The 21,997-nt window shown below is 60.8% G+C and carries 16 protein-coding genes and 7 pseudogenes; 8 read left to right on the forward strand and 15 right to left on the reverse strand.

Features of this window, described 5'->3' with window-relative positions; translation table 11 throughout:
• Nucleotides 1-464 precede the first annotated feature (464 nt).
• Together BRAD285_RS05650 and BRAD285_RS36170 are read left to right on the forward strand one after the other, a co-directional pair.
• On the forward strand, nt 465-1,070 hold the full coding sequence (locus BRAD285_RS05650; protein ID WP_006612316.1) for a transposase: 606 nt from the start codon (nt 465-467) through the stop codon (nt 1,068-1,070).
• Between the two features lie 13 nt (nt 1,071-1,083).
• The gene (locus BRAD285_RS36170; protein WP_244422214.1) at nt 1,084-1,224 is read left to right on the forward strand and encodes a transposase; all 141 of its coding nucleotides are present in this window, start codon (nt 1,084-1,086) and stop codon (nt 1,222-1,224) included.
• Here the strand turns inward: BRAD285_RS36170 and BRAD285_RS36175 are convergent.
• From BRAD285_RS36175 to BRAD285_RS05665, 4 genes are all read right to left on the reverse strand, one after another.
• Complete coding sequence (locus tag BRAD285_RS36175; RefSeq protein WP_244563586.1) at nt 1,187-1,390, reverse strand: hypothetical protein; 204 nt, start codon at nt 1,388-1,390, stop codon at nt 1,187-1,189. The genes BRAD285_RS36170 and BRAD285_RS36175 overlap by 38 nt on opposite strands.
• Nucleotides 1,387-3,039 (reverse strand): IS66 family transposase, encoded by a 1,653-nt coding sequence (locus tag BRAD285_RS05655; protein ID WP_157681655.1) that lies wholly within the window; start codon nt 3,037-3,039, stop codon nt 1,387-1,389. The genes BRAD285_RS36175 and BRAD285_RS05655 overlap by 4 nt, the downstream gene beginning before the upstream one ends.
• Nucleotides 3,040-3,109: 70 nt before the next feature.
• Nucleotides 3,110-3,457 (reverse strand): IS66 family insertion sequence element accessory protein TnpB, encoded by a 348-nt coding sequence (gene tnpB, locus BRAD285_RS05660; protein WP_006613318.1) that lies wholly within the window; start codon nt 3,455-3,457, stop codon nt 3,110-3,112.
• Nucleotides 3,454-3,843 (reverse strand): transposase, encoded by a 390-nt coding sequence (locus BRAD285_RS05665; protein ID WP_157681650.1) that lies wholly within the window; start codon nt 3,841-3,843, stop codon nt 3,454-3,456. The genes tnpB (BRAD285_RS05660) and BRAD285_RS05665 overlap by 4 nt, the downstream gene beginning before the upstream one ends.
• A 114-nt stretch (nt 3,844-3,957) precedes the next feature.
• Here BRAD285_RS05665 and BRAD285_RS05670 point away from each other — a divergent pair.
• Together BRAD285_RS05670 and BRAD285_RS05675 are read left to right on the forward strand one after the other, a co-directional pair.
• A pseudogene (locus BRAD285_RS05670) lies at nt 3,958-4,252 on the forward strand (IS110 family transposase); the annotation flags it as partial.
• A gap of 471 nt (nt 4,253-4,723) precedes the next feature.
• A pseudogene (locus tag BRAD285_RS05675) lies at nt 4,724-5,800 on the forward strand (IS110 family transposase).
• Nucleotides 5,801-6,120: 320 nt separating this feature from the next.
• Here the strand turns inward: BRAD285_RS05675 and BRAD285_RS05680 are convergent.
• The 4 genes and pseudogenes from BRAD285_RS05680 to BRAD285_RS35255 all read right to left on the reverse strand — a co-directional run bounded on the left by BRAD285_RS05680 (nt 6,121) and on the right by BRAD285_RS35255 (nt 10,280).
• Nucleotides 6,121-7,646 (reverse strand): annotated as a pseudogene (locus BRAD285_RS05680) (IS66 family transposase).
• A gap of 69 nt (nt 7,647-7,715) precedes the next feature.
• Entirely contained in the window at nt 7,716-8,069 is a 354-nt protein-coding gene (gene tnpB / locus BRAD285_RS05685; protein ID WP_006615047.1) for an IS66 family insertion sequence element accessory protein TnpB, read from the reverse strand.
• A complete protein-coding gene (locus BRAD285_RS05690) occupies nt 8,066-8,959 on the reverse strand; it encodes a transposase (RefSeq protein ID WP_006615046.1) in 894 nt (297 codons plus the stop codon). The genes tnpB (BRAD285_RS05685) and BRAD285_RS05690 overlap by 4 nt, the downstream gene beginning before the upstream one ends.
• A gap of 378 nt (nt 8,960-9,337) precedes the next feature.
• A protein-coding gene (locus tag BRAD285_RS35255; RefSeq protein WP_087877595.1) for an IS630 family transposase occupies nt 9,338-10,280 on the reverse strand; the annotation gives its coding sequence in 2 pieces (ribosomal slippage) (nt 9,338-9,943 and nt 9,945-10,280; 942 coding nt in all).
• An 85-nt stretch (nt 10,281-10,365) separates the two neighbouring features.
• Here BRAD285_RS35255 and BRAD285_RS36180 point away from each other — a divergent pair.
• Nucleotides 10,366-10,780 (forward strand): annotated as a pseudogene (locus BRAD285_RS36180) (type VI secretion protein); the annotation flags it as partial.
• Between the two features lie 136 nt (nt 10,781-10,916).
• On the opposite strand, the gene istB reads toward BRAD285_RS36180, so the two are convergent.
• Nucleotides 10,917-11,741 (reverse strand): IS21-like element helper ATPase IstB, encoded by an 825-nt coding sequence (istB, locus tag BRAD285_RS05710; RefSeq protein WP_006611535.1) that lies wholly within the window; start codon nt 11,739-11,741, stop codon nt 10,917-10,919.
• The gene (istA, locus tag BRAD285_RS05715) at nt 11,738-13,240 is read right to left on the reverse strand and encodes an IS21 family transposase (protein ID WP_244563594.1); all 1,503 of its coding nucleotides are present in this window, start codon (nt 13,238-13,240) and stop codon (nt 11,738-11,740) included. The genes istB and istA overlap by 4 nt, the downstream gene beginning before the upstream one ends.
• A gap of 224 nt (nt 13,241-13,464) precedes the next feature.
• Here istA and BRAD285_RS36630 point away from each other — a divergent pair.
• Nucleotides 13,465-13,669 (forward strand): annotated as a pseudogene (locus tag BRAD285_RS36630) (type VI secretion protein); the annotation flags it as partial.
• Here the strand turns inward: BRAD285_RS36630 and BRAD285_RS05725 are convergent.
• From BRAD285_RS05725 to BRAD285_RS36195, 5 genes and pseudogenes are all read right to left on the reverse strand, one after another.
• Nucleotides 13,665-15,008, reverse strand: a pseudogene (locus BRAD285_RS05725) (IS66 family transposase); the annotation flags it as partial. The pseudogenes BRAD285_RS36630 and BRAD285_RS05725 overlap by 5 nt on opposite strands.
• A gap of 69 nt (nt 15,009-15,077) precedes the next feature.
• The gene (tnpB, locus tag BRAD285_RS05730) at nt 15,078-15,398 is read right to left on the reverse strand and encodes an IS66 family insertion sequence element accessory protein TnpB (protein WP_371507540.1); all 321 of its coding nucleotides are present in this window, start codon (nt 15,396-15,398) and stop codon (nt 15,078-15,080) included.
• A gap of 23 nt (nt 15,399-15,421) precedes the next feature.
• A complete protein-coding gene (locus tag BRAD285_RS36635; RefSeq protein WP_087877612.1) occupies nt 15,422-15,823 on the reverse strand; it encodes a transposase in 402 nt (133 codons plus the stop codon).
• A gap of 236 nt (nt 15,824-16,059) precedes the next feature.
• Nucleotides 16,060-16,986, reverse strand: a complete 927-nt coding sequence (locus BRAD285_RS05740; RefSeq protein ID WP_006615130.1) for a LysR family transcriptional regulator — start codon at nt 16,984-16,986, stop codon at nt 16,060-16,062.
• 1,322 nt (nt 16,987-18,308) lie between these two features.
• Nucleotides 18,309-18,532: pseudogene (locus BRAD285_RS36195) on the reverse strand (IS66 family transposase); the annotation flags it as partial.
• 722 nt (nt 18,533-19,254) lie between these two features.
• Between BRAD285_RS36195 and dctA the strand changes: the two are divergent.
• Both dctA and BRAD285_RS05750 read left to right on the forward strand, forming a co-directional pair.
• Nucleotides 19,255-20,559 (forward strand): C4-dicarboxylate transporter DctA, encoded by a 1,305-nt coding sequence (dctA, locus tag BRAD285_RS05745; protein WP_035648664.1) that lies wholly within the window; start codon nt 19,255-19,257, stop codon nt 20,557-20,559.
• Nucleotides 20,560-20,806: 247 nt separating this feature from the next.
• The gene (locus BRAD285_RS05750; protein ID WP_139020718.1) at nt 20,807-21,544 is read left to right on the forward strand and encodes a MerR family transcriptional regulator; all 738 of its coding nucleotides are present in this window, start codon (nt 20,807-20,809) and stop codon (nt 21,542-21,544) included.
• Nucleotides 21,545-21,997 lie beyond the last annotated feature (453 nt).

The raw sequence follows: 21,997 nt of genomic DNA on the forward strand, positions 1-21,997 counted from the left end.
AGTGATGGAGTTCCGCTGTCAGCGGATGAGGACCGGTGCAGATCCAAGACGACGGAACGCACGCTATCTTGCCTGCGACGCGGTGCCCGAACGGGCGGCGCGATCGCGCCAAATTGCCTGTGATATGGCTCCGTCAGACCGATAGAAGATTGCGCCGCAACGGCTATGCTGCTGCCATCGTGCGGCGGCGCGACGCCATCGATGAGCGCGGAAAGCTGCACGCGCACTGGAACTCCTCGCTGTCAACGAGCTGCAGATCAGGCTGGGCTGCAGGCGTGTGTTTGACAATGAAGACGGAGAGCTCCGATGGCGAAAGCGACGAAGACGATCGTGGCCGAGAGGCAGAACACCCGGCCGATTAAAGTGGCGGCATAATCGGGCGGGTGCGAGGTGAGACAGTCGCGGCAACAAAGGCGCAGCATGGCGGGGAATCAAAATTGATTCGCCGAAGAGGACGTCCGCCGATGAAACTCTCAGCAGCACTCGACACCTCCAGCACCAAGACCGCAATCTGCGTCGTGAACAGCCGCGACGGCGTATTCGTGTTCGAAGCCAGCGTGTTGACGGATCCTGCGATCATCTTCGAAGCGTTGGCACCGTACCTGCCACGGCTCGACAAGGTCGGCCATGAAGCGGGAAGTGTAGCGCCTTGGCTGCACCGTCAGCTCGTGTCTCTTGGCTTGCCCATGGTCCTGCTGGAAACGCGGCAGGCCGCGGCTGCGCTGGAAGTTCAGCGCAACAAGACCGACAAAAATGATGCGCGAGGATTGGCGCACCTGGCGCGTGCGGGTTGGTATCGACCCGTCCATGTCAAGAGTCAGGAGAGTCCCAAAATACGGCTTCTGCTGGGGACACCGGCGAACCCTGAAGCGCAAATTGCTCAACATAGAGAACGAGATCAGACAGTCGCTGAAGGTGTTCGGATCGATGGTCGGACCGCGGGTCCAGCGCGCGACTTTTGTAGCACGAGTGCACGAGTTGGTCGCTTGCGACCGGCTTATCACCGGCGTAACAGACTGCATGTTGAGAGCGTGGGAAGCACTGTGGGCCGAGTACAAAAGGCTGCATGATCTGCTGGTGCAGATGGTGGGCCGCGACGAGCTCTGCCGACGTTTTTGCGCCATTCCCGGCGTAGGCCCGGTAACGGCACTGACCTTCAAGGCGGCCATCGATGATCCGCATAGGTTCAGCAAGTCGAAGACCGTCGGCGCGCATTTCGACTGACGTCCCGGCGTATCCAGAGTAAGCATCCGCCGTAGACCCAGATGACGCCATCCTCGATGTCCAATTCGCTGGCGACGTCGTGCAACCATTCCTCATCTTCGCCGAGGTCCTTGGCAACCTTGGCGATGGTGGTGACGTGGTGAACTTTGTTGACGTGCGTGGTCATGCTGCTCGGGTGGAGAGCGCTGCGGCCTGAGGCGTCCAGTTCCAGGGCAGCAGTTCGTCGAGCCGTTGGGACGGGTGAGCGGCAATCCGGTCAATGACATCGGTCAGCCAGGCTTGCGGATCGATCCCGTTCATTTTGGCGGTGACGATCAGGCTGTACATCGCAGCTGCGCGCCGGCCGCCGCGATCAGACCCGCAGAAGAGCCAGGATTTTCGACCTAGGGCGATGCCTCGCAGACCGCGCTCGGCGGCATTGTTGGAGAGGCACACACGACCGTCATCGAGGAACAGCGTGAAGCTCGGCCATCGCTTCAGCACGTAATTGAATGCCTTGGCAAGGTCGTGCCCCCGGGCGAGCTTGGCGAGTTGCTCTTGCATGTAGAGCCGCAGGTCTTCGGTCAAAGGCCGACTGAGCGTCTGCCGTGCTTCGAGACGCTCCTGCGCGCTTTTGCCATTGATGGAACGCTCGATCTCGAACAACGCATCGATCCGGCGCACGACCTCGATTGCGATCGGAGAAAGCGGGATCTCCTTCTTGCCCGCAGCCTTGCGGCGCGCATTCTCCTCCAGATCGGCCATGGCAAAGAACGGGCGCCGCGCATGCGCCCAGCACGACGCCTCGCGGATCGGTCCAGGGCCGCGTCCAGCCAGATAGAGCTGGTTATAGCCGTCATAGGCGTCGGCCTGCAGGATGCCGGCATACCGCGCCAGATGCGCCTGCGGATGCTCGCCCTTGCGATCGCGCGAGTAGTAGAACATCGCTGCCGGCGGGTCCGCACCACCGAACGGCCGGTCGTCCCGGACATAGATCCAGCACCGCCCCGTGTCAGTCTTTCCCTTGGCCAGCACCGGCACGGTCGTATCGTCGGCATGAAGGCGCTCGGCCGTCATGACATGCGCTTCAACCAGGCGCAGCAGCGGGTCCAGCGACGCACAGACCGACCCCACGGCATCCGCCATGGTCGAGAGCGCTATCGGCACGCCCTCCAGCGCATAGCGCTCGGCCTGGCGGTTCAAGGGCTGATGCTGACCGAACTTCTCGAACATGATCATCGCCAGCAGGCTCGGCCCGGCCCATCCTCGCGCCACGGCATGGAACGGCGCCGGCACCTGGCTGATCTTCTCGCAGTCCCGGCAGGAGAACTTCTCCCGCACCGTCTCGATCACCTTCCATTGGCGCGGCACCACCTCCAGCGTCCGCGTCACGTCCTCGCCGAGCTTGCGCAGGCGATTGCTGCCGCAGCATTCGCAAGCCGTCGGCGGCTCGATCACCACCCGCTCGCGGGGCAGATGTTCGGGGAAGGTTTGTCGCTCGGTGCGCTTGCGCGTGAAGGCGCGGACCGTGCTGGTCTTCGCCGCGGCGCGTTCCGCCGCAAGCTCGTCCTCGGTGGCGCCAGCTTCCTGCTCTTCGAACGTCAGCGCCAGTTGTTCGAGCAGGCGTGATGAACGCTCCGACCGCTGCCCGTAGATCTGATGCCTCAGCTTGGCGATCTGCAGCTTCTGGGACGCGATCAGGGCTTCGTCTTCCGATGCCTTGGCTCGGGCAGCCGCAAGCTCGGCAGCGACCTCCAATCCCTTCGCGCGCTCGGCCGCCAGCGCCTGTTTCAGGGCGACGACGTCATCCGGTCCAGCATCGCAATCGGCGTTCATGCGACGCAGTGAATCACAGATCAGGCCGGTTGGAACTCCCTAAATACCGGAAAGCCGCAACTATCTCTGCTCAGCCTGCGCTCTGTGGCCGCCATGTCAGCTGCGGATTCCTCCAATCGATCGCCTCAAGCATGTAGGCCATCTGCGCGGCCGAGATCGACACCGCGCCATTGGACACCGAGGGCCAGATGAACTTTCCTCGGTCGAGGCGCTTGGCGTAGAGCGACAAGCCGATTCCGTCATGCCACAGGATCTTGACCAGATCCCCGCGACGGCCGCGGAAGATGTAGAGATCGCCGGCGTGGGGATCTCGCTTCAAAATCTCCTGGACCATCAGGGCCAGGCTCTGCATACCACGGCGCATGTCCGTGTGGCCGGTCGCAATCCAGACCTTGACGTCGCTCGGGATCGGAATCATCGCCGCCTCAAAAGGTCGAGAATGCGCCGAAGTGCCTCGGTGTCCACGTCGCGGTCGACGCGCACGCAGCAGTCGTCCAGTTCGATCTCGATCGTTCCGGCCCGCATGCTCGGTGCGGCACGCGATGGCGACGGTGGTGATGGCACCCTCGTCAAGTCGTCAGCCTGCGACGACACGATGGCGACAGGAACGATAGCCGGCACAGCCTCGGCACCCAGCCGGCCCTGCCGCGCCTGCCGGCGCCAGGTGAACAGCAGGCTCTGAGCCACCCCATGCCGCCGGGCAACTCCGCAGACGGTCTGCCCGGACTGCATCGTCTCCTCGATCAGACGAACCTTATCCTCATAACTCCATCGACGCCGCCGTTCGGCGCCCAAAACTTCCATCTGCATCGCCGCATGACCTCAAGGCTGGACTTAAGGCCATATCCTTAGGCGGCCGGTGACGCCGAACAAGGCGGCCTACGCCGGAGCGATACTATCCAGACGGGCACATCCATCGACATCGAAGGGCACATTCCGAAGTGCGGCGACGGGGAGGGTGCGTACCGTGCTCTACGAGGCGGCGAGTGCGATGCTGGTGCGCTCCAAGCAATGGTGCGGCATCAAGGCCTGGGGTGTCCGGATCGCAGCCAAACGTGGCCATAAGCGCGCGGTGGTGGCCGTTGCACGCAAGCTGGCAGTCGTCATGCACCGCATGTGGATCGACGGATCTGCGTTCCGGTTCGCAGCCGAAGATGAAAGCGCCGGTGAACCGAATTTTAGCAACCCGACGGCGCTCGCCGCCGCAATGTGAGAGCTCTGGGCGAGCGCCGTCTGGCAGACAGCTCGACGACAGAAGAATGGCTGAGTTTCCGCTGATCGGCGGAAAGGCATGTGGTGGATCGAAGCGGATGTGGAGAGCACGCTATCTTGCCGGCGACGACAGTTCGATCGAGGCTGCGAGCGCACGTGAGTGCCTGTGTTGCCCCGCGATCCTGACGACGACATGTGCGCCCGCACGGCGAGCGGGGCCGAGCACGGACTCCTGCATGGACCACCAGATGTTATCACCGCAAAATCACGATGAAAGCCGGACCATTGTCATGTTGTCGACCGCTCGGGTGCAGCCGCATAGTATGAAGCAGAGGATACGATCATGTCGAAGAAGAAGGCGGAGAGACGCCCGATTACTCCTGCCGTCCGTAATCGGCCTGACCGTCCAACTGCTGACGCGACAGCGGCGGCCATGCAGAATGAGCGCTCTCACCAACACAGGAGGCGCGCCATGGAGTTCTTCTGCGGACTGGATGTCGGCATGGATCAGACCGCGATTTGTGTGGTCGACGACAAGGGCGAAGTGCTGCTGGAGGTCGCGGTGATGACCGACCCGGACGCGATCAAGGGAGCAGTGTCGCCGTATCTCGGCCGGCTGCGGCGGGTCGGCCATGAGGCCGGCGCGCTGTCGCCGTGGCTGCACAGAATTGCTCCGTCGCGGCCTGCCGGCGATCTGTCTGGAGACGCAGCATGTGCGCGCCGCGCTGCATGCCCAGCGCAACAAGACCGACCGTGCGGACGCGCTCGGCATTGCACACATCATGCGGACCGGCTGGTTCTGGCGCGCGCACATCAAGACCGCGCCGTGCTATCGGCTGCGATTGCTGCTGACGCATCGCCGCAATCTCAAGCGCAATTGCTCGATCTCGAGAATGCGATCCGGCACTCGCTGAAGGCGTTCGGCATCCGGCTCAGCCGCGGCGGGTTTGCGCAGGCGGTGCGCGACGCGGTCGTCGGCGACGCGCTGATCAGCCAGCTGATTGATGCGATGCTGAATGCGCGCGCCGCGCTGTGGAAGGAGTACTGCCGGCTGCATGGCCTGGTCGTCAAGTTGGTCGACGGACACGAGCTGTGCCGGCGCTTCATGTAGATTCCAGGTGTCGGGCCGATCGCAGCGCTGAGCTTCATGACGGCGATTGACGATCCATCGCGATTTAAGCGTTAGCGCGACGTCGCGGCGTATTTTGGTTTGACGTCGCGGTGCTGGCAGTCGGTCACCTCGATCGATGTGCAGGGGCCGATCAGCAAGGCGGGCGACGCCGATGTGCGGCGCGCGCTCTACGAGGCGGCGAGCGCGTTGCTGACGCGCTTCAAGCGCAAGGACAAGGTCAAGACCTGGGGATTGGCGGTTGCCAAGCGCTCTGGACACCGCAAGGCGGTGGTCGCAGTGGCGCGCAAACTGGCCGTGATCATGCACGCGATGTGGTGCGACGGCACGGCGTATTGCGGCGATCCGGCCGTCAGCGCCACTGAGGCCGCCGCACATGCCAAATGTAAGGACCGCAGGCTGCTGGGAGCCCTGGCATGAAGCAAAGCAACAATCCTGCAGCAACGAATAGGCGTCGCGGACGACGCGCGAAGTGATGGAGCTCCGCTGTCAGCCGATGAGGACCGGTGCAGATCCAAGACGACGAACGCACGCTATCTTGCCTGCGACGCGGTGCCCGAAGGGGCGGCGCGATCGCGCCAAATTGCCTGTGACGTGGCTCCGTCAGACCGATGGAAAATTGCGCCGCGACGGCTATGCTGCTGCCATGCAGGCGTGTTGTTGATGATGAAGATGGAGAGCACCGATGGCGAAAACGAGGAAGAAGATCGCGGCGTAAGCGTCCGGCCGCTGCACATGCCTCAGGTCTTGACATGATCAGCCAGTTTCCAGTTCCACGGCAGCAGTTCATAGAGGCGGTTGACGGGATGTCCGTCGGTCATTCGCTGCAGGACATCCCGCAGATAGGCGTAAGGCTCGACGTCGTTCATCTTACACGTCGTGATCAGCGAGCTGACCACTGCCCATCGATGTCCGCCACCGTCGCTGCCGGCGAACAGGTGGTTCTTGCGGCCGAGGGTGACAGGGCGGATCGCGCGTTCGACCGGATTGGTGTCGAACTCGACGCGTCCATCGTTCAGGAAGCGTGTCAGACCGTGCCAGCGCGAGAGCGCATATCGGATTGCCTCGGCGAGCGTGCTGCGGCCGGAGACCAGGCGGAGCTGTGCATCGAACCAGACGTTCAGAGCGTCAACGATTGGCTTGGCGAACGTCCTGCGCTCGGCCAGGCGATAAGCAGGCGATTGGCCGCGGATACGCGCCTCGATCGCATAGAGTTCGCCGATCCGGCGCAGGGCTTCTGTCGCCACAGGATACGCCGTGGCTTCGGCCACATCGTAGAACTTGCGTCGCGAGTGGCTCCAACACGCTGCGAGCGTAATTGCGTCCTTGTCGGCCAGCTGCTCGAAGCCGGCATATCCGTCGACATGCAAGATGCCCTTGAAGGCGGCAAGATGTGCGACCGGTCGCTCCGCCTTGCGATCCGGAGCGAACAGATAGATTGCTGCCGGAGGTTCGGGGCCGCTCCACGGCCGTTGCTCGCGCGCGTACACCCAGAGCCGTACCGTCTTGGTTCGTCCGCGGCCAGGATCAAGCACCGGGATCGGCGTGTCATCGGCAAAGAGATGGTTGGAGGCGAACATGTTCTTGCACAGCCGTTTGTGCACGGCCTCGAGCCACCAGCATGCACCGCCAACCCAGCCAGCGACCGTCGAGCGGCAGAGAGCCACGCCGTGACGGTCGAAGATCTGCGACTGCCGATAGAGCGGAAGATGATCGCAGTATTTGCTGATCAACACGTGCGAGAGCAGCGCGGGTGTCGCCAAGCCACCGGCGATCGATCGTTCCGGCGCGCCGGCTTGCACCACGGTGTTGCAGGCGCGGCAGGCGTATTTCGGACGGGTCGTACGCACGACGCGAAGCTGGGCAGGCACCCAATCCAGCATCTCGCCGACGCTCTCGCCGATCAGATGAAGAGCACCGCCACAGCAGCTGCAGACTCGGTCCTGAACGTCAAGCAGAACGTCTTCGCGTGGCAGATGATCGGGCAGCGCACGACGCTCGGCGGAGATTTGGCTTCCGGTGTGACCTTCGGTTGCGCTTCTTCGACGCGGCCAATGTCGCTGTCGAGATCCTCCAGACCGAGTGCAAGCTGGTCGGGATCGATGCGCTCGGAGCTGCGGCCGAACTGCATCCGCTGCAGCTGCTTGATGATGGATTTGAGACGCTCGATCTCGGTGTCGCGATGATCAATCGCAGCAGCAATGTCGCGCACCAGGCGCTGCAGAAGTTCAGGATCGGAGGGCAGATTGGTGAGTTCGAGCCGCATGTCCGATGGTACTCGAGGACGCTGATTCGTAGAAGAATCGCAACTCAGTTGAGCACCAGTGTTTGCAAATCATCCTGCAATCGCAGGCTTCCATACGCGTTCCGGCGAGCGCCAGTCGATGCCTTCAATCAGCATTGCGAGCTGCGCAGGAGAGAGCGCCACGGTGCCTCCCGCATCGCTGACACGCGGCCATACGAAGCCACCTCGGTCAATTCGTTTGGTGAACAAGCAGAGCCCGTTGCCGTCCCAGAACAGGATCTTCAACATCGATGCCTGCTTACCGCGGAAGGCGAAGAGATGGCCCGAGAACGGATCCTTCTTCAGCGTGTCCTGGACCAGCATTGCAAGCCCGTCCATGCCCTTCCGCATGTCGGTGTAGCCGAGCGCCAGATGCACTTTCACGCCGGCGGGAACGATCATCATGATGCGGTCTCCTTGTTCTCGACATGCGCTCGGACCGTCGCAGGATCTGTGCCTGATGGTGCAAAAACGCGGAGTCCATCCGACAGCTCAACGGTCACCATGCCGTCTGGTGGTTGCAAGAGATCGTTCAATACGAGCTGTTCGGATGACCCTCCGGTGAGCGTCACCGCTGCAAAGGTCGGTTGCGATCGCTTGCCGAAGCCGAACTGGACTCGCCAGCGGAACAGCTTGCTGGTGACGATGCCGTGACGCCGACAGAGTTCGGCAGCGGACGTACCCGGAACGTCGGACTCACGCACGATCGCGAGCTTCTCATCGTCCGTGAACCGACGCCGGTTCGCGCGCCCATCACGTGGCTCATCTGTCAAGCTCGTTTCGCAGTCGGACTCCTTAGCAGCGCTGCTTACGACACTGCTAACGGCGGGACAGGCGGAGGGATGAAGATGGGCGCGCCAATCGATCGTGACCTCGCCAGCGTCCAGCCGGTCACGCCATTTGCGCAGCGAGTGCGGCGACAGCTGCATTGCGACAGCATAGGCGCGGAGCCCCATCCCGCTCCAGTTCAGCGCCTCGACATGCATCGCCCAGAACGCTTGGGACGCCCGATTACGTACATCCGAGCTGACCGTGAACCTGCGCTGCTTCTGGGTTCGGAGAGCCTGTTGCCGCTCCTCCCGGGCGCGCTCCCGGCGCAATTCCGTCTGTTGTTTCTCGAGTTTGAGCGCTGCCTCTTCGCCGGCCAGCCACTTGAGCCAACGCCGGAATGTGTTCTCGGTCAGGCGGTGTTGTCGGCAGTATTTGCGGATCCCGAGGCCACTTCGGCGCCAAGCTTCAATGTGCAGCGACCACCATTCGCGGCGGGCCTTGTTCTCGAAATGTTTGGGTCCCACCGGAGATTCTCCACAGCAGCAGAGAACCCGAAATGGAGCGACAATGTACTACCGAAAAGACGTGCAAGGTCCGGACGCTTACATTTGTCCGGAGTCGACGGCAAGATAAAAGCGGCTCACCGGTTGAACGCCAAGCCATTGACATGGCTTGTGTTCAACCACGCCGGTCGGTCGGAGCGCGTGCCGCGCTCTGCACTTTTAGTAGTGAGATCAATCTTGTTTTCGGCACTGTAGGTTTTCAAGCGGCCCCGGGGCGCCGCGCATGACCACGAGCGAGCGCGAGTTCCGTATCCGACCTGGGCGCATTCGTCAGAGGCGGAGCGCCAAGACGAAGAGCTTCATCAATCGCGTGCTGCGGGCGGCTAGAGCATGATGTTTTTATACGGAAACATATCCTGAGTTTTTGAGATAGTTCGCACACTCCTCCGCGGAGAAGAGGTCGAGGAGCCTTCCGGCCTTTCGCCAAGTTTCCTCGATAGTGCGCGGTTCTGCAGCTCGCATGAGGTGCTTGAGCTTGGCGAAGACCTGCTCGATCGGATTGAGGTCGGGGCTATAGGGCGGCAGGAAGAGCAAATGCGCTCCTCTGGCGCGGATGATTTCGCGAGCTCGCTTTCCTTTGTGACTTCCGAGATTGTCGAGGATCACGATGTCTCCCTTGGTTAAGGTCGGAGCCAATTCATTCTCAACATGGAGTGTGAAGAGTTCGCCATTAATGGGACCGTCAATGACCCACGGCGCCGTGATCCGATCATGGCGCAGGGCCGCGATGAAGGTCATGGTCTTCCAGTGGCCGAAGGGAACGGACGCGTCCAGACGTTGTCCGCGTGGCCCCCAGCCGCGGAGCGGCGCCATGTTGGTCTTGATCCAAGTTTCGTCGATAAAGACCAGGCGGGAGACGTCAATCTTGTCCTGGTGAGCTTTCCAGCGCGTCCGCTTACGAGCGACGTCTGGGCGATCCTGTTCGGCTGCGCGGATCGTTTTTTTTATAGCTCAGCCCTTCAGCATGTACGAAGGTCCACACCGCGCGAACATCTGTTTTTATCCCGCGGGCCGCCAGCTCCTTTGTCAGTTGACGCAGCGTGAAAGGCCCCGAGCGGATGCGTTGACGCAACCAATCGGCGTTGTCTCCAGATAGAACTGGCTTCTTGTGACCGCCGATCTTGCCAGGTGTGATATTGCCGGTCTCCTGCCTCAGCTTCTTCCATTTCGGGATGCAGGACGGGCTGATCTGGAGACAGCTTGCAATCGAGCGCACGCTCTCGCCGGCATCTGCCCGCGCCAGAGCAACCTCACGGATATCTTCCGAATACGGTCGCGTCATCCATGCTGGCCTCCGCACCCCAGCATGAAGCTTGAATCAGAGATTGCCTCCCTTGGGAATCCGATTCTGAAGAAAAACAACGCGCTCTAATGCAGCGGGGCACGTGCCGCCGGTGTCAGTCGTGAATGGACGCTACGCCGTACGGGCTCATTCGACCTTCGGGCGGGGCCGAGTGAGCTTCAGCCGAGAGCGGCTGTTCGCCCCGGTTCGGCGGGTTTCGGTCAAGGCGCGCATCGCGAGACACACGGGCCGCGCGTTTCGGTCAGCGCCTCTGGCGACGCATCTGGCCTACGTGAAGCGGGACGGCGTCACTCGCGATGGCCAGCCGGCCCGGATGTTCGATGCGACTGGCGATCAGGCCGATGAGATTGGCTTCGAGGCGCGGGGCAAAGGTGACCGGCATCATTTCCGGTTCATCGTCTCGCCGGAAGGATGCCGCCGACATGGTGGACCTCAGGGCCTTCACCCGCGACCTGATGCGGCAGAAGGAGGCAGATCTATAGCGCGACGATCAGGATGAGAACTTGGCGTCAATCTGGATGAGAAGATTGGAGCCGGGTGGCCGGATCATTGTCGCTGGCTCCCGGCTTGGCAAGGGCTGATTGACGCTGGGCGACAATCAGCATTGCCGCAGCGTCAATCAGCCGTGCTTTCGACCTCCTTCGGTGTGGCGTGAACCGGCGGTCGGCCGGCGCCGCGCTTGCGGCCGAGGGCGGCCTTGCGGCGGTAGCTCTCGACGTTCATCTCGATGATCGTGGCGTGGTGGACGAGACGGTCGACGGCGGCGAGCGTCATGGCCTGATCGGGGAAGATGCGGCCCCACTCGCCGAACGGCTGATTGGCCGTGATGAGCAGCGAGCGCCGCTCGTAGCGGGTGGCTATCAGTTCGAACAGCACGCTGGTCTCGGCCTGATCTTTCGACACGTAGGTGATGTCGTCGAGGATCAGCAGATCGTAGCGGTCGAGCTTGGCGATGGCCGCTTCCAGCGCCAGCTCTCGCCGCGCCGTCTGCAGCCGCTGCACGAGATCGGTCGTGCGCGTGAACAACACGCGCCAGCCGTTCTCGACGAGGGCCAGGCCAATGGCCGCGCTGAGATGGCTCTTGCCGCCGCCGGGCGGACCGAACAGCAGCAGGTTGGCGCCAGACTCGAGCCAGACGTCGCCCGCGGCGAGCGCCATCACCTGCGCCTTGGACAGCGTCGGCACGCTGTCGAAGTCGAAGCTCGCGAGCGTTTTGCCGGCAGGCAGGCGCGCTTCGAGCATGTGCCGTTCGATCCGGCGGCGACCACGATCGGCGACCTCGTGCTCGGCGAGTGCTGCGAGGAAGCGCGCGGCGGGCCAGCCCTCCTTGTCAGATTGCGCGGCGAGCTTTGGCCAGATCGCCTTGACGCTCGGCAGGCGCAGCTCGGTGAGCAGCAACTCGACGCGCGCGGCATCAATGGGTGTCGTCGTGCTGGTCATGCTGCATCTCCCGTGTTCGAGGTCATCGGCGCAAAGCCCAGGGACGCCAGTTCGTCGTAGGCGGCGAGCGGAGCAAGCTCGACGGCGACGTCGGGGACTGATGCCTGTTCGGGGCGGAAGCGGATGCGGAGCGTGGCGAGATCCGGCAGCCGTCCCGCATCGAGATCGGCGGCAATGGCCTCGGCGAGCTCGGCCTCGCAGGCCCGCTCGTGAGCGAGAGCAAGGGGCTCGACCGTGACCTTGCAGGCATGACGCTCGTCATATCTGTCCTGCAGCGTCTCGAACGCGCGTCGGTAGGCTGCCCGCGGGAACAGCTGATCGCGGTAGACGAGATTGGCAAGTGCCATCGGCTTGCGGCGCAGGGCATGGATGACGTGACGATAATCGACGACGTGTCCGCCCCGGCTTTCCGACACAGGCTGGCCTCGCCTGAGCATCGCGACCTGCGTGGTGCCGAGGAAGCATTCGAGGCGATCATCGAAGATGCGCACGCGCAGACGATGGCCGATCAGCTTCGAGGGCATCGTGTAGAAAACGCGGCGCAGGATGAAGCCGCCCGACGACGTCACGCGGATCACCTTCTCCTCGAAGTCGCTGGTGCGACCTCGCGGCAGCGGTGCCAGCATCTCCTTCTCGATCGCGATCCGCTTGACGACATGGGCGTTGCGCCGGCCGACGACCATGTCGACGAAGGCACGGTAGGCGTCGAGATCGGCGAAGTCGCGCGTGCCCCGCAGCAGCAGCGCGTCCTCCAGTGCCTGCTTGAGATGGCCATGCGCGCTCTCGATCGAACCGTTCTCATGCGCGATGCCGGCATTGTTGCGGGTCGCCACCATGCCGTAATGCTGCATCAGTTGCTCGTAGCGTTGCGTGATGTCCTCGCGCGCATCGATGGCGAGGTTGCGGAACGCCGCCGACAGGCTGTCGCTGCGATGTTCTCTGGGGACGCCGCCGAGCGCCCACAGCGCGTTCTGCAGGCCCTCGGCCAATGCGACGAAGCTCTCGCCGCCGAGCACGACATGAGCGTGCGCGAAGCCGGAGAACGCCAACCGGAAGTGATAGAGCCGGTGGTCGAGGGACGCGCCTGCGATGGTGATGCCCAGCACGCCGGCGTCGGTGAAGTCCGACAGGCCGAGCCGCCCGGGCTCATGCTCCTGGCGGAAGATGACGTCCCGCTCGGGGCCATTGAACGCGCGCCAAGCCGTGATGCGCCGCTCCAGCGTGCGCCGGATGTTGGGATTGAGGTCGGGATGGCGCCGGCGCAGTTCCTCCAGCACGCCAACCGCTCGGATCCCGGGCGCGGCCTTCAGGATCGGCTCGATCTCCGCGTCCCAATAGGCCGCCAGGGGATCAGGCCGGCGCCGGCCACGTGGCGCCTGCTTCTGCGAGGGCAGCCGCGGATCGGCCTCGATCCGGTAGGCGCTCGCCGTCGAAAACCCGGCTTTGGCCGCCGCGGCCTCCGCCGATAACGTCAGTCGGTAACTCATGTATAGCCTCATCTGGTGGTCGGTGATGTGGAGGCCAGGCAAGCCGTCGATCCCCTCTTGTCGAGACGAATCAACAGCTTGCGCCAACCCCACCCGGCCGCCAGACGGCCTGATAAGGCGCGCCGCCGGCGGGAGCGGTCCTCCGGTCGGGCTACGCCCTCCCTTAGTCCCGCTCCCGCCGGCGCTCTCTCATCCTGATTGTCGCTGGGTTCTCACCTTGATTGTCGCCGCGCACAGATCTCTCCACGCGGTTGGAGTGGATCGCTGTCGACCATTGGAACACGGACAATCCTCACATCCATGTGCTCGTCCGCGGCGTGGACGAGACAAGGGCCGATCTCGTGATCTCCCGGGATTACATCAGCCGTGGCCTGCGCGCTCGCGCCGAGGAGCTTGTTGCGCTCGCTCGGTCCGAAGCCGGCGCGCGAGATCCGCAGCGCTTGAGGATGTAGTTGAACGCCTTGGCGAGGTCGTGCCCACGGGACAGTTTGGCGAGTTGCTCACGCATATAGACCTCCAGGTCCTCGACCAGAGGCCGGCTCAGCGCCTGCCGCACCCGAACGCGCTCCTTGGCGCTCCTGCCATTGACGGAGCGTTCGATCTCGAACAATGCATCGATCCGTCGCACCATCTCGACCGCGATCGGCGACAGCGGAATGTCCTTCTTGCCGGAAGCCTTGCGTCGCGCGTTCTCGTCGATGTCGGCCATGACGAAGAACGGGCGCCGGGCATGTACCCAACACGCCGCTTCGCGGATCGCTCCAGGTTGGCGCTCCGCCAGATAGAGCTGGTTATACCCGTCATAGGCATCGGCCTGCAGGATGCCGGCATAGCCTGCCAGATGCTTCTGCGGGTGCTCGCCCCTGCGGTCGCGGGAGTAGTAGAACATCGCTGCCGGCGGGTCGGCGCCGCCAAACGGCCGATCGTCCCGGACGTAGATCCAGCATCTCCCCGTATCGGTCTTGCCCTTGGCCAGCACCGGCACGGTCGTGTCATCAGCATGAAGGCGCTCGGCCGCCAGAACGTGGGATTCGACTAGGCGTAGCAGAGGTTCCAGCGACGCACAGACCGATCCAACGGCATCCGCCATGGTCGAGAGCGCGATCGGCACGCCTTCCAAGGCGTAACGCTCGGCCTGGCGGTTCAATGGCTGATGCTGGCCGAACTTCTCGAACATGATCATGGCCAACAAGCTCGGACCGGCCCATCCCCGCGCCACGGCATGGAACGGCGCTGGCGCCTGGCTGATCTTCTCGCAGTCGCGGCAGGAGAACTTCTCCCGCACCGTCTCGACCACCTTCCACTGCCGCGGCACTGCCTCCAGAGTCCGCGTCACGTCCTCTCCGATCTTGCGCAGGCGATTGCCGCCGCAGCACTCGCACGCGGGCGGCGGATCTATCACAACCCGCTCGCGCGGCAGATGCTCCGGGAAGGTCTGGCGCTCCGCACGCTTGCGCGTAAATCCGCGCACGGTCGTGGTCCTGGCCGCCGCCTGCTCGGCGGACAGTTCGTCCTCGGTGGCGTCGACTTCCAGTTCCTCGAAGGTCAGCGCCAACTGCTCGATCAGCCGCGACGAGCGCTCCGACTGTTGTCCGTAGATCTGATGCCGCAGCTTGGCGATCTGCAGCTTCTGCTGGGCGATCAGCGCGCTGTCTTCCGAGGCTTTCGCGCGGGCGACAGCCAGCTCCGCCGCAATTTCCAAACCCCTGGCGCGCTCGGCTGCCAGCGCCTCTTTCAAGGCCGCTATGTCATCGGGACCGGCGTCGCGCTCAGCATTCATACAGCGCAGTGAATCACAGATCGAAGGTATTGTGACTCCCCAAACGCCCAAAGCCGAAGGATTATTGGCTCAACCCGCGCTTTGCGGTCGCCAGCTTGCCTGCGGATGTCTCCAGTCGATGCCCTCGAGCATGTAAGCCATCTGCGCGGCCGAGATCGACACCGCGCCGTCCGACGCCGAAGGCCAGATGAACCTGCCGCGATCCAGGCGCTTGGCGTACAGCGACATACCCAACCCGTCATGCCAGAGAATCTTGACCAGATCGCCGCGACGGCCGCGGAAGATGTAGAGATCGCCGGCATGCGGGTCGCGCTTCAGGCTCTCCTGGACTCCAAGCGCCAGGCTCTGCATGCCACGGCGCATGTCGGTGTGGCCGGTCGCGATCCACACGCGTACCCCTGACGGAATTGGGATCATCGCGTTCGCCCGTCCGTCAACGCCGCGACGGCAGCCTTCAGCGTCGCCTCATCGACTGCGCCCGTGATCCGCATCCTGGCTCCGGCCGCAAACTCGATCTCAATCGCACCACCGCCGGTCGGCTCGACTGGATCATGCGTCGCCAAGGGATCTGCCTTTGCAGGAACGAAGCCCAGTCCCGACCCGGCTTCATTCCGTTCAGCGCGGAACAGACGCCGCCACTTGAGAAGCAAAGAACGAGAGATGCCGTATCGCCGGGCTGTCGCCGAAACCTGCCGGCTCCCCTGCAGGCTCTCCATCACGAGCCTGAGCTTCTCATCCTCAGACCAGCGCCGCCGCCAACCCGTCTCAACCACTTCAAGCCGCTCGACCTGGGCTCTGTGCCTATCTCTGTCCATAAGGACAGTTCTCAGCACCTACGCCAGATTGCCAAGGCGGCCCTCGGCGGAGCGTTATGGTTGTGTTTAAGAACGTGTAGTACCGCGGCTAGCGAACTGCGAAGCGCACCTGCAGGCAAGGCTCGGCCTCTGGAACGGCGGGCTGCTCCATGGTCGAGGCGGACCGAACAATGGTGAGCTATGGGTTCCGTCGCTCTCCGACGCCTAGATAGCCGCAAAAGTTCCCCGTCGTCGGCTTAAGCTTGGGGCGCGTTTGATGCGATTAAACTGGCCTCCTGCAAAAAAATCTTTCGCATCCAGATGCTTCCTGGGTCACAGTTGTGAAGGTGAGGCCATTGGACTGCCTCAGTGAACGAAAGCAGCGGGATCGGTGGTTTGATTACCCGCAATGCAGGCTTCTCACCGTAATGGCGGACGAGCATTGAGGGCATATAGGCGATGCGGGGGGTACCTCGAAGCATTGCCGGGATCATGCTGAATCCTGGAACGGAAATCTCGATCCGTATTGACAGTCCGTGCTCGGTCAGGAGGCGTTCTTCAAACTGAGGCCGCAGCGAACGTGCGAACCTAGCGGCAACGTGGCCGAGAGACAAATATCGGTGCAAGGTAAGAGATTCTGGTAAGTTCTCGTTGGTCGGGCAACTGACGCAGACCAGTCGATCATCAAAGAGCGGTAGTCTTGGATGTGCATTTGACATAAACACCTCGGGATAAATGATGAAGTCGACTTCAGCTCGACGAAGCAGCTCATCAGGCCCATCTGCTGGCGGCAATAACTCGAGGCTTACCCCAGGAGCTTCGCGTTGAATTCGGTCGATGACTTTACGAACGAAGATCATTGTCATAAAATCAGATGTGATTACTTTGTAACGTCGCTGTGAAGCTGGCGGATTGAATCCCTTCGTGCTAATTATATTTAAGTTAATATGGGCGAGAGCGTCTCGCACAGGAGTCGCGAGCGCTAGCGCACGCGGAGTTGGAACGAGCTGTCGCCCTCTCATTGTAAATAGCTCATCTCCAAAATAGATCCTTAACCGTGCAATTGCAGCGCTCATAGCGGGCTGGCTCAGATTGATACTTCGTGCAGCAGTAGTTAGATTCTCTTGCGTCAACAGTGCATCGAGTGCAACGAGAAGGTTGAGGTCGAGTCCTTTGAAGCGCATTCTAGTTTGACTCGCAGTGAAATTACTCATCGAGCCGTTAGCGTCGATTGAGTCTCGGTGGAACGTGGTAGGCGATGTGTGTAGTAGATATTTTCAAATTCGCCAAATTGGATGGTGGATGTTCGAATTGGCGTTGTGCTAATCGCCAATAATTGTCCTGTTGTGTGATTGGGGTGGTGCCAAATTCCTTTTGAGTCCACTCCTTTTGAGTCCGTCCTATCCAGGCTCATTGTCGGTCGTCACATGCGCATTGCCGAAATGTAGTTTAGCTACAAAAATGAGACGTAGTCGGCTAGTTCTTTCCCTTCACTCTTGACTGTCAGATTTGACTGATTTTTTTTGGGGGGGGGGTAATTAGTTCGACGCGCCTGTGTCCATGCTAGTGGAAGCCGCAACTGAAGTGCGCAGGGGGGGGGGGCGTGATGGCGTCAATAAATTGCGGCCATAAGCGCGGGGGGGGGGGGGGCTGTTCTAAATAATAAAAGTCGTGAGCAGTATCGATTAGGGATAATTCGTGCATATGCCGCGAACGCAATATGGTCGCGTCACACTAATGTATGATAGTGGCGACATAGTTCCGCGGGGCGCGCGCCCGTAGGGGATGAGCGTGTCATCACGGGGGGGGGCAAATAGCTGTAGCATTGTTCGGGTTGGGCGTTGTCGTCGTAGATGTTTGCTAAAGTTACAGAACATGTTCTTCATTGTTGACTTTCACGTGCGCAAGAGCCGGGGTAGAAGTGTGGAGTTGCTGCTGCTGGTCTGATATTGCAGACTACAAATTACCTCGTACATCGCATCAATTTTGCCTGGATGGTCTCTGGTTCAAGTGGGGCACAAACCACGGAAATGTCGCGCCGATGTGTCCGACGAATAACCTTCGGATGCATGCCGCGATTGGCGCCGAAGCGGGCTGGGCGGTCTACCATTGCGAGGGGGGGCGTTAGTCACTTGTACAGTGGCTGCATGCACAGATTTGATTCATCAGCTTCGTCTCCTTTCGGCGAAATGGCCGGATATATCGCTGGCGCCGCGCAAGATCCGGACTTGCGTATATAGCCTAGCTGACCGCAACCTGACGGGAGCCCCTGCCGTTATTCCGACACGATGGCCCAGCATTTTGCGCGCGGGTATCACAGAGGTGCCGTTAGATGATCAGAGATTGCGGCTGATCGTGCCGCTCGTCCCGCTGCTTTGCAGCTAATCGATTTCGTTTTCTTTTTGAGTAAGCACTCGGCTTGAGCCGTATGCTGGTTGGATTATTTGAGATTGCCGGCGCAAGAACTGGATCTCTCTTTTGCCGGAAGCCTTGCGCCGCGCGTTCTCCTCGACGCTTGCAGGACATGGGCTTCGACCAGGCACTGCAGTGGTTCCAGTGACGCGCAGAGCGGTCCAATGCCATCCGCCATGGGTCGACAGGGGATCGGATTCCGTTCCAGGCGTAACAGTAGGCTTGCGGTTCAAGCGCTGGGTGCTGGCCGAACTTCTCGAGCATGATCATGGCCAGTAAGCTCGGACCCGTCCATCTCCGCGCCACGGCGTGGAACGGCGGGTGATCACCGCAAAGCAGTCCACCCGCTACAGCGCCATGGGGGAGCGCGCGGGCGGACGGCTTTACTCTACTCAGCTAAACCGCGCCCGGGGAAACGACCCGATCAGATCAATGCATCAATTCGGTTGACGCGGAGCTCAAATACGCTTGTCTCTTGCGTGGCCGAGCCCCGCCCAGGTGCTGAGCCATAGCCAGATTGCCGCCCGGGTTTGCGTCACGATCGTCCCGCCGTCACTCAAAGGGAACTTCATTTTACATATCCCGAGAGGGCAACATCTCCACACAGCGTCGCCCTTCCACGACTAGACACTGGTAAAAGTAGCTGCCTACTCGTCTGACCGACTCATGTCTCCACACCACACTTCCATCACTTCGATACCAACAATTTAAATTATCAATTTTACCATCGTGCGGTACTGTTGCATCTATCTCGGCAGCTGTCGCACTTGGATTCGGCCAGCCCTCCCGAGCTGATGATCCAAGTAGCCACGCCGATTGCCACCTGCGGACCAACAGCTTGCCTGCGAGCGGGTCCTCAGGGACCGCTGACCTCTGGCATCTAATTTGCCGACGAGGATAGCGCAATCAAAACGCCGTTCCTTTAAATGGCGTTCCGCTCTCGGAACTCTGTTCAATCGGTTACGGCTGAATCAGGCTGCTCACATTGCAATGCCGGATGCGCGATTGCCATTCGAGCACATTTGGGACACGCGCGACTCATGAACTCCACGGAATCAAGGGAGCCCGCATCAAGGGCTTGGTATACAATACTCTACGTTCAAGTGCTAATTGCGATAGTTTTGGGTGCGATGGTCGGCTGCCTATGGCCGTCCGTCGCGGCCAGCGACTGGGTAAAAGCACTCGGTGACGGTTTCATTAAGTTGATCAAGATGGTGATCGCACCTCTTGTGTTTTGCACAGTTACATCTGGTATTGCCAAAGTTCACGACGCGAAGAAAGTCGGGCGGATTGGCGTCAAAGCACTCGTTTACTTCGAGGTGGTCTCCAGCTTCGCTTTGCTGTTAGGCCTCGTTATGGGCAATCTAGTCAATGTAGGCCATGGTCTTTCGGTAAATCTCGACACCGAGGCCGCCAATCATGTGCTGCCTCAGGCGAACGCTTCAAAAGCGGTCGATTTCTTTCTGAACATTATTCCAGACACGATCGTCGGCGCTTTCTATCGTGGCGATCTGCTACAAGTTCTCCTGCTTGCGGTGCTATTCGGGTTTTCACTTCTCGCACTAGGAAAGCGTGGAGAGCTCATGCGCGTTATTATAGACGACACCGCGCACTCACTGTTCGGAGCGATCAACATCCTCATGAAGGCTGCGCCGATTGGCGCATTCGGCGCCATGTCGTTCACAATCGGGAAGTTCGGGCCGGCGGTTCTCGGTAGTTTAGTCGGCCTGATCGCGCTTTTTTACGTTACGGCTGCACTCTTTCTGATCATAGTCCTTGGACTCATTGCGAGACTCGCTGGATTTTCAATCGTTAGGTTCATTCTATACATCAAAGATGAACTCTTGCTGGTGCTCAGCACATCGTCATCCGAAAGCGCATTACCGCGCTTAATGGACAAACTCGAGCGTCTTGGCTGCTCGCGGCCCGTGATTGGCCTCGTAGTTCCGGCCGGCTACTCGTTCAACCTCGATGGCACCAACATTTACACGACGCTAACGACGATGTTTATCGCTCATTCACTGCGGGTTGATCTCACTTTTGATCAACAGCTCACTATCGTGCTGGCCGCAATGCTGACGTCGAAGGGCGCCAGCGGCGTAACCGGTGCGGGCTTCATTACGCTCACTGCAACGTTGTCGGCAATCAGCCCAGCGCTCGTACCAGGCGCAGCGATCGTGTTTTCGATTGACAAGTTCATGAGCGAGGCGCGTGCTCTGACTAACATCGTCGGCAACGGAGTTGCCGCTGTATTTGTATCCTGGTGGGAAGGCGAGCTTGATCAGGCAACTCTGCAAGCTGGCCTCAACCGGCCCATGACCGATGCTGGAGAACTCCCCCACTGACTATGAACCATGGCCGGTCTGCTCCGCTTCACGCTAGATGTGATACAAGCACGCGTTCTTATCGTGAAGCGATCCGAAAATTTTGCATGACACGCACTTTAATTGTCTAACGATTGAATCGCAGCTTTGCTGTCTGGCCATACACGCGAGGATGAGATCGCCGTTTTCGGTTCGAAAGTCGAGGTTTGTGGCGATACAAGGACTCGCCTCAACGTGAGATCAAGGTGCAGCCCCCAAAGTGACGATGATGTCTAAAACCTTCGGACGTACGCGACGGTGGCGTATCGGCGAACTTGCGCGCGCGACTGGAATCACAGTTCGATCGTTGCGGCACTATGAGCAAATGAATTTGTTAACGGTTTCAGAACGAACCGATGGCGGACATCGCTTATATGACAGCGACAGTCTTCAGCGCCTGTACCAAATCCGCGCGCTGCGTGATCTTGGCTTCTCCCTCCCGGAGATCCGGAGAGCAATCGAAGGAGCTTCTCTCATAGAACTGCTGCGGGCTAATCTGGAAAAAATGGATCGCCAAGTAACGCAGGCAACCGTAATGCGAGATTTGTTGCGCAATATTACCACACAAGAAACTGCGGACGTTACCGTCGATCAGATTCCCGCAAAATTAGGTGCGATGTCGCGTCAAGTTAAGCAGCGATCGTCGAATCGCTGCAACTGTGCTAATCGCGCTGAACGGGAGGAGAAATGGCGACAGGTTCGTGCGGACTTGCGTGCCTGCATGGAGCGCGGTGAGAGCACGCGCAGCCGTGCTACACAGGCTATAGCAAGGCGTGCACGGGCGCTGCTCACAGAGATTGGAGGGGTTGATACCACGGTCTCATTGATACTTCAGGTCCTCACACGTTTGAGTGAGCATCACAACCTTGCGGGATGGGATGAAAAACTTATTCGGTACCTCGACGGCGCACTGGATGCACTGGACATGGGGAATCATAAGGAGCAGAGTTCGCGCGCGGATGAGTGACTTTGCACTAGAGGAGGCTCGGATGAGTTGATGTGGCTGGATGCATTGCTCGTGCCGTTGTCGGCGGATGACGGACGTCGGATGAACGACGCTATGCACCTCGAATTTAGCATGTATCTAGCGCCGCGTCCGTTCGGGCGGTAGGATGCCCTGATGGAGCCCCGCGAGTCTCCTCGCGGATCCTTGTGATTGGCAGTACAGAATCCGGATTCGTAGATAAGTTGATCGGACAAAGGCTAGTCAGACAGATGCAACTTGCCGCTGGACCGCGCCTTCGCATCCTTTCCGGGAGATCCTCTAAATGCACCATCCTGCATGGCGTTCGCTAGCTGCTTGCTTGGCCGCAAGTTATCCGTCTTTTCACATCTTCCGCCGGTTGGCCTGCGTGACGTCTATCCCCACCGAACTTAGCTCTCGGCTTCTAATTTCCCACGACGCTCATACAGTTTCAGC

It is taken from the genome of Bradyrhizobium sp. ORS 285 (genome assembly GCF_900176205.1).
In the GTDB taxonomy this organism is placed as follows: domain Bacteria; phylum Pseudomonadota; class Alphaproteobacteria; order Rhizobiales; family Xanthobacteraceae; genus Bradyrhizobium.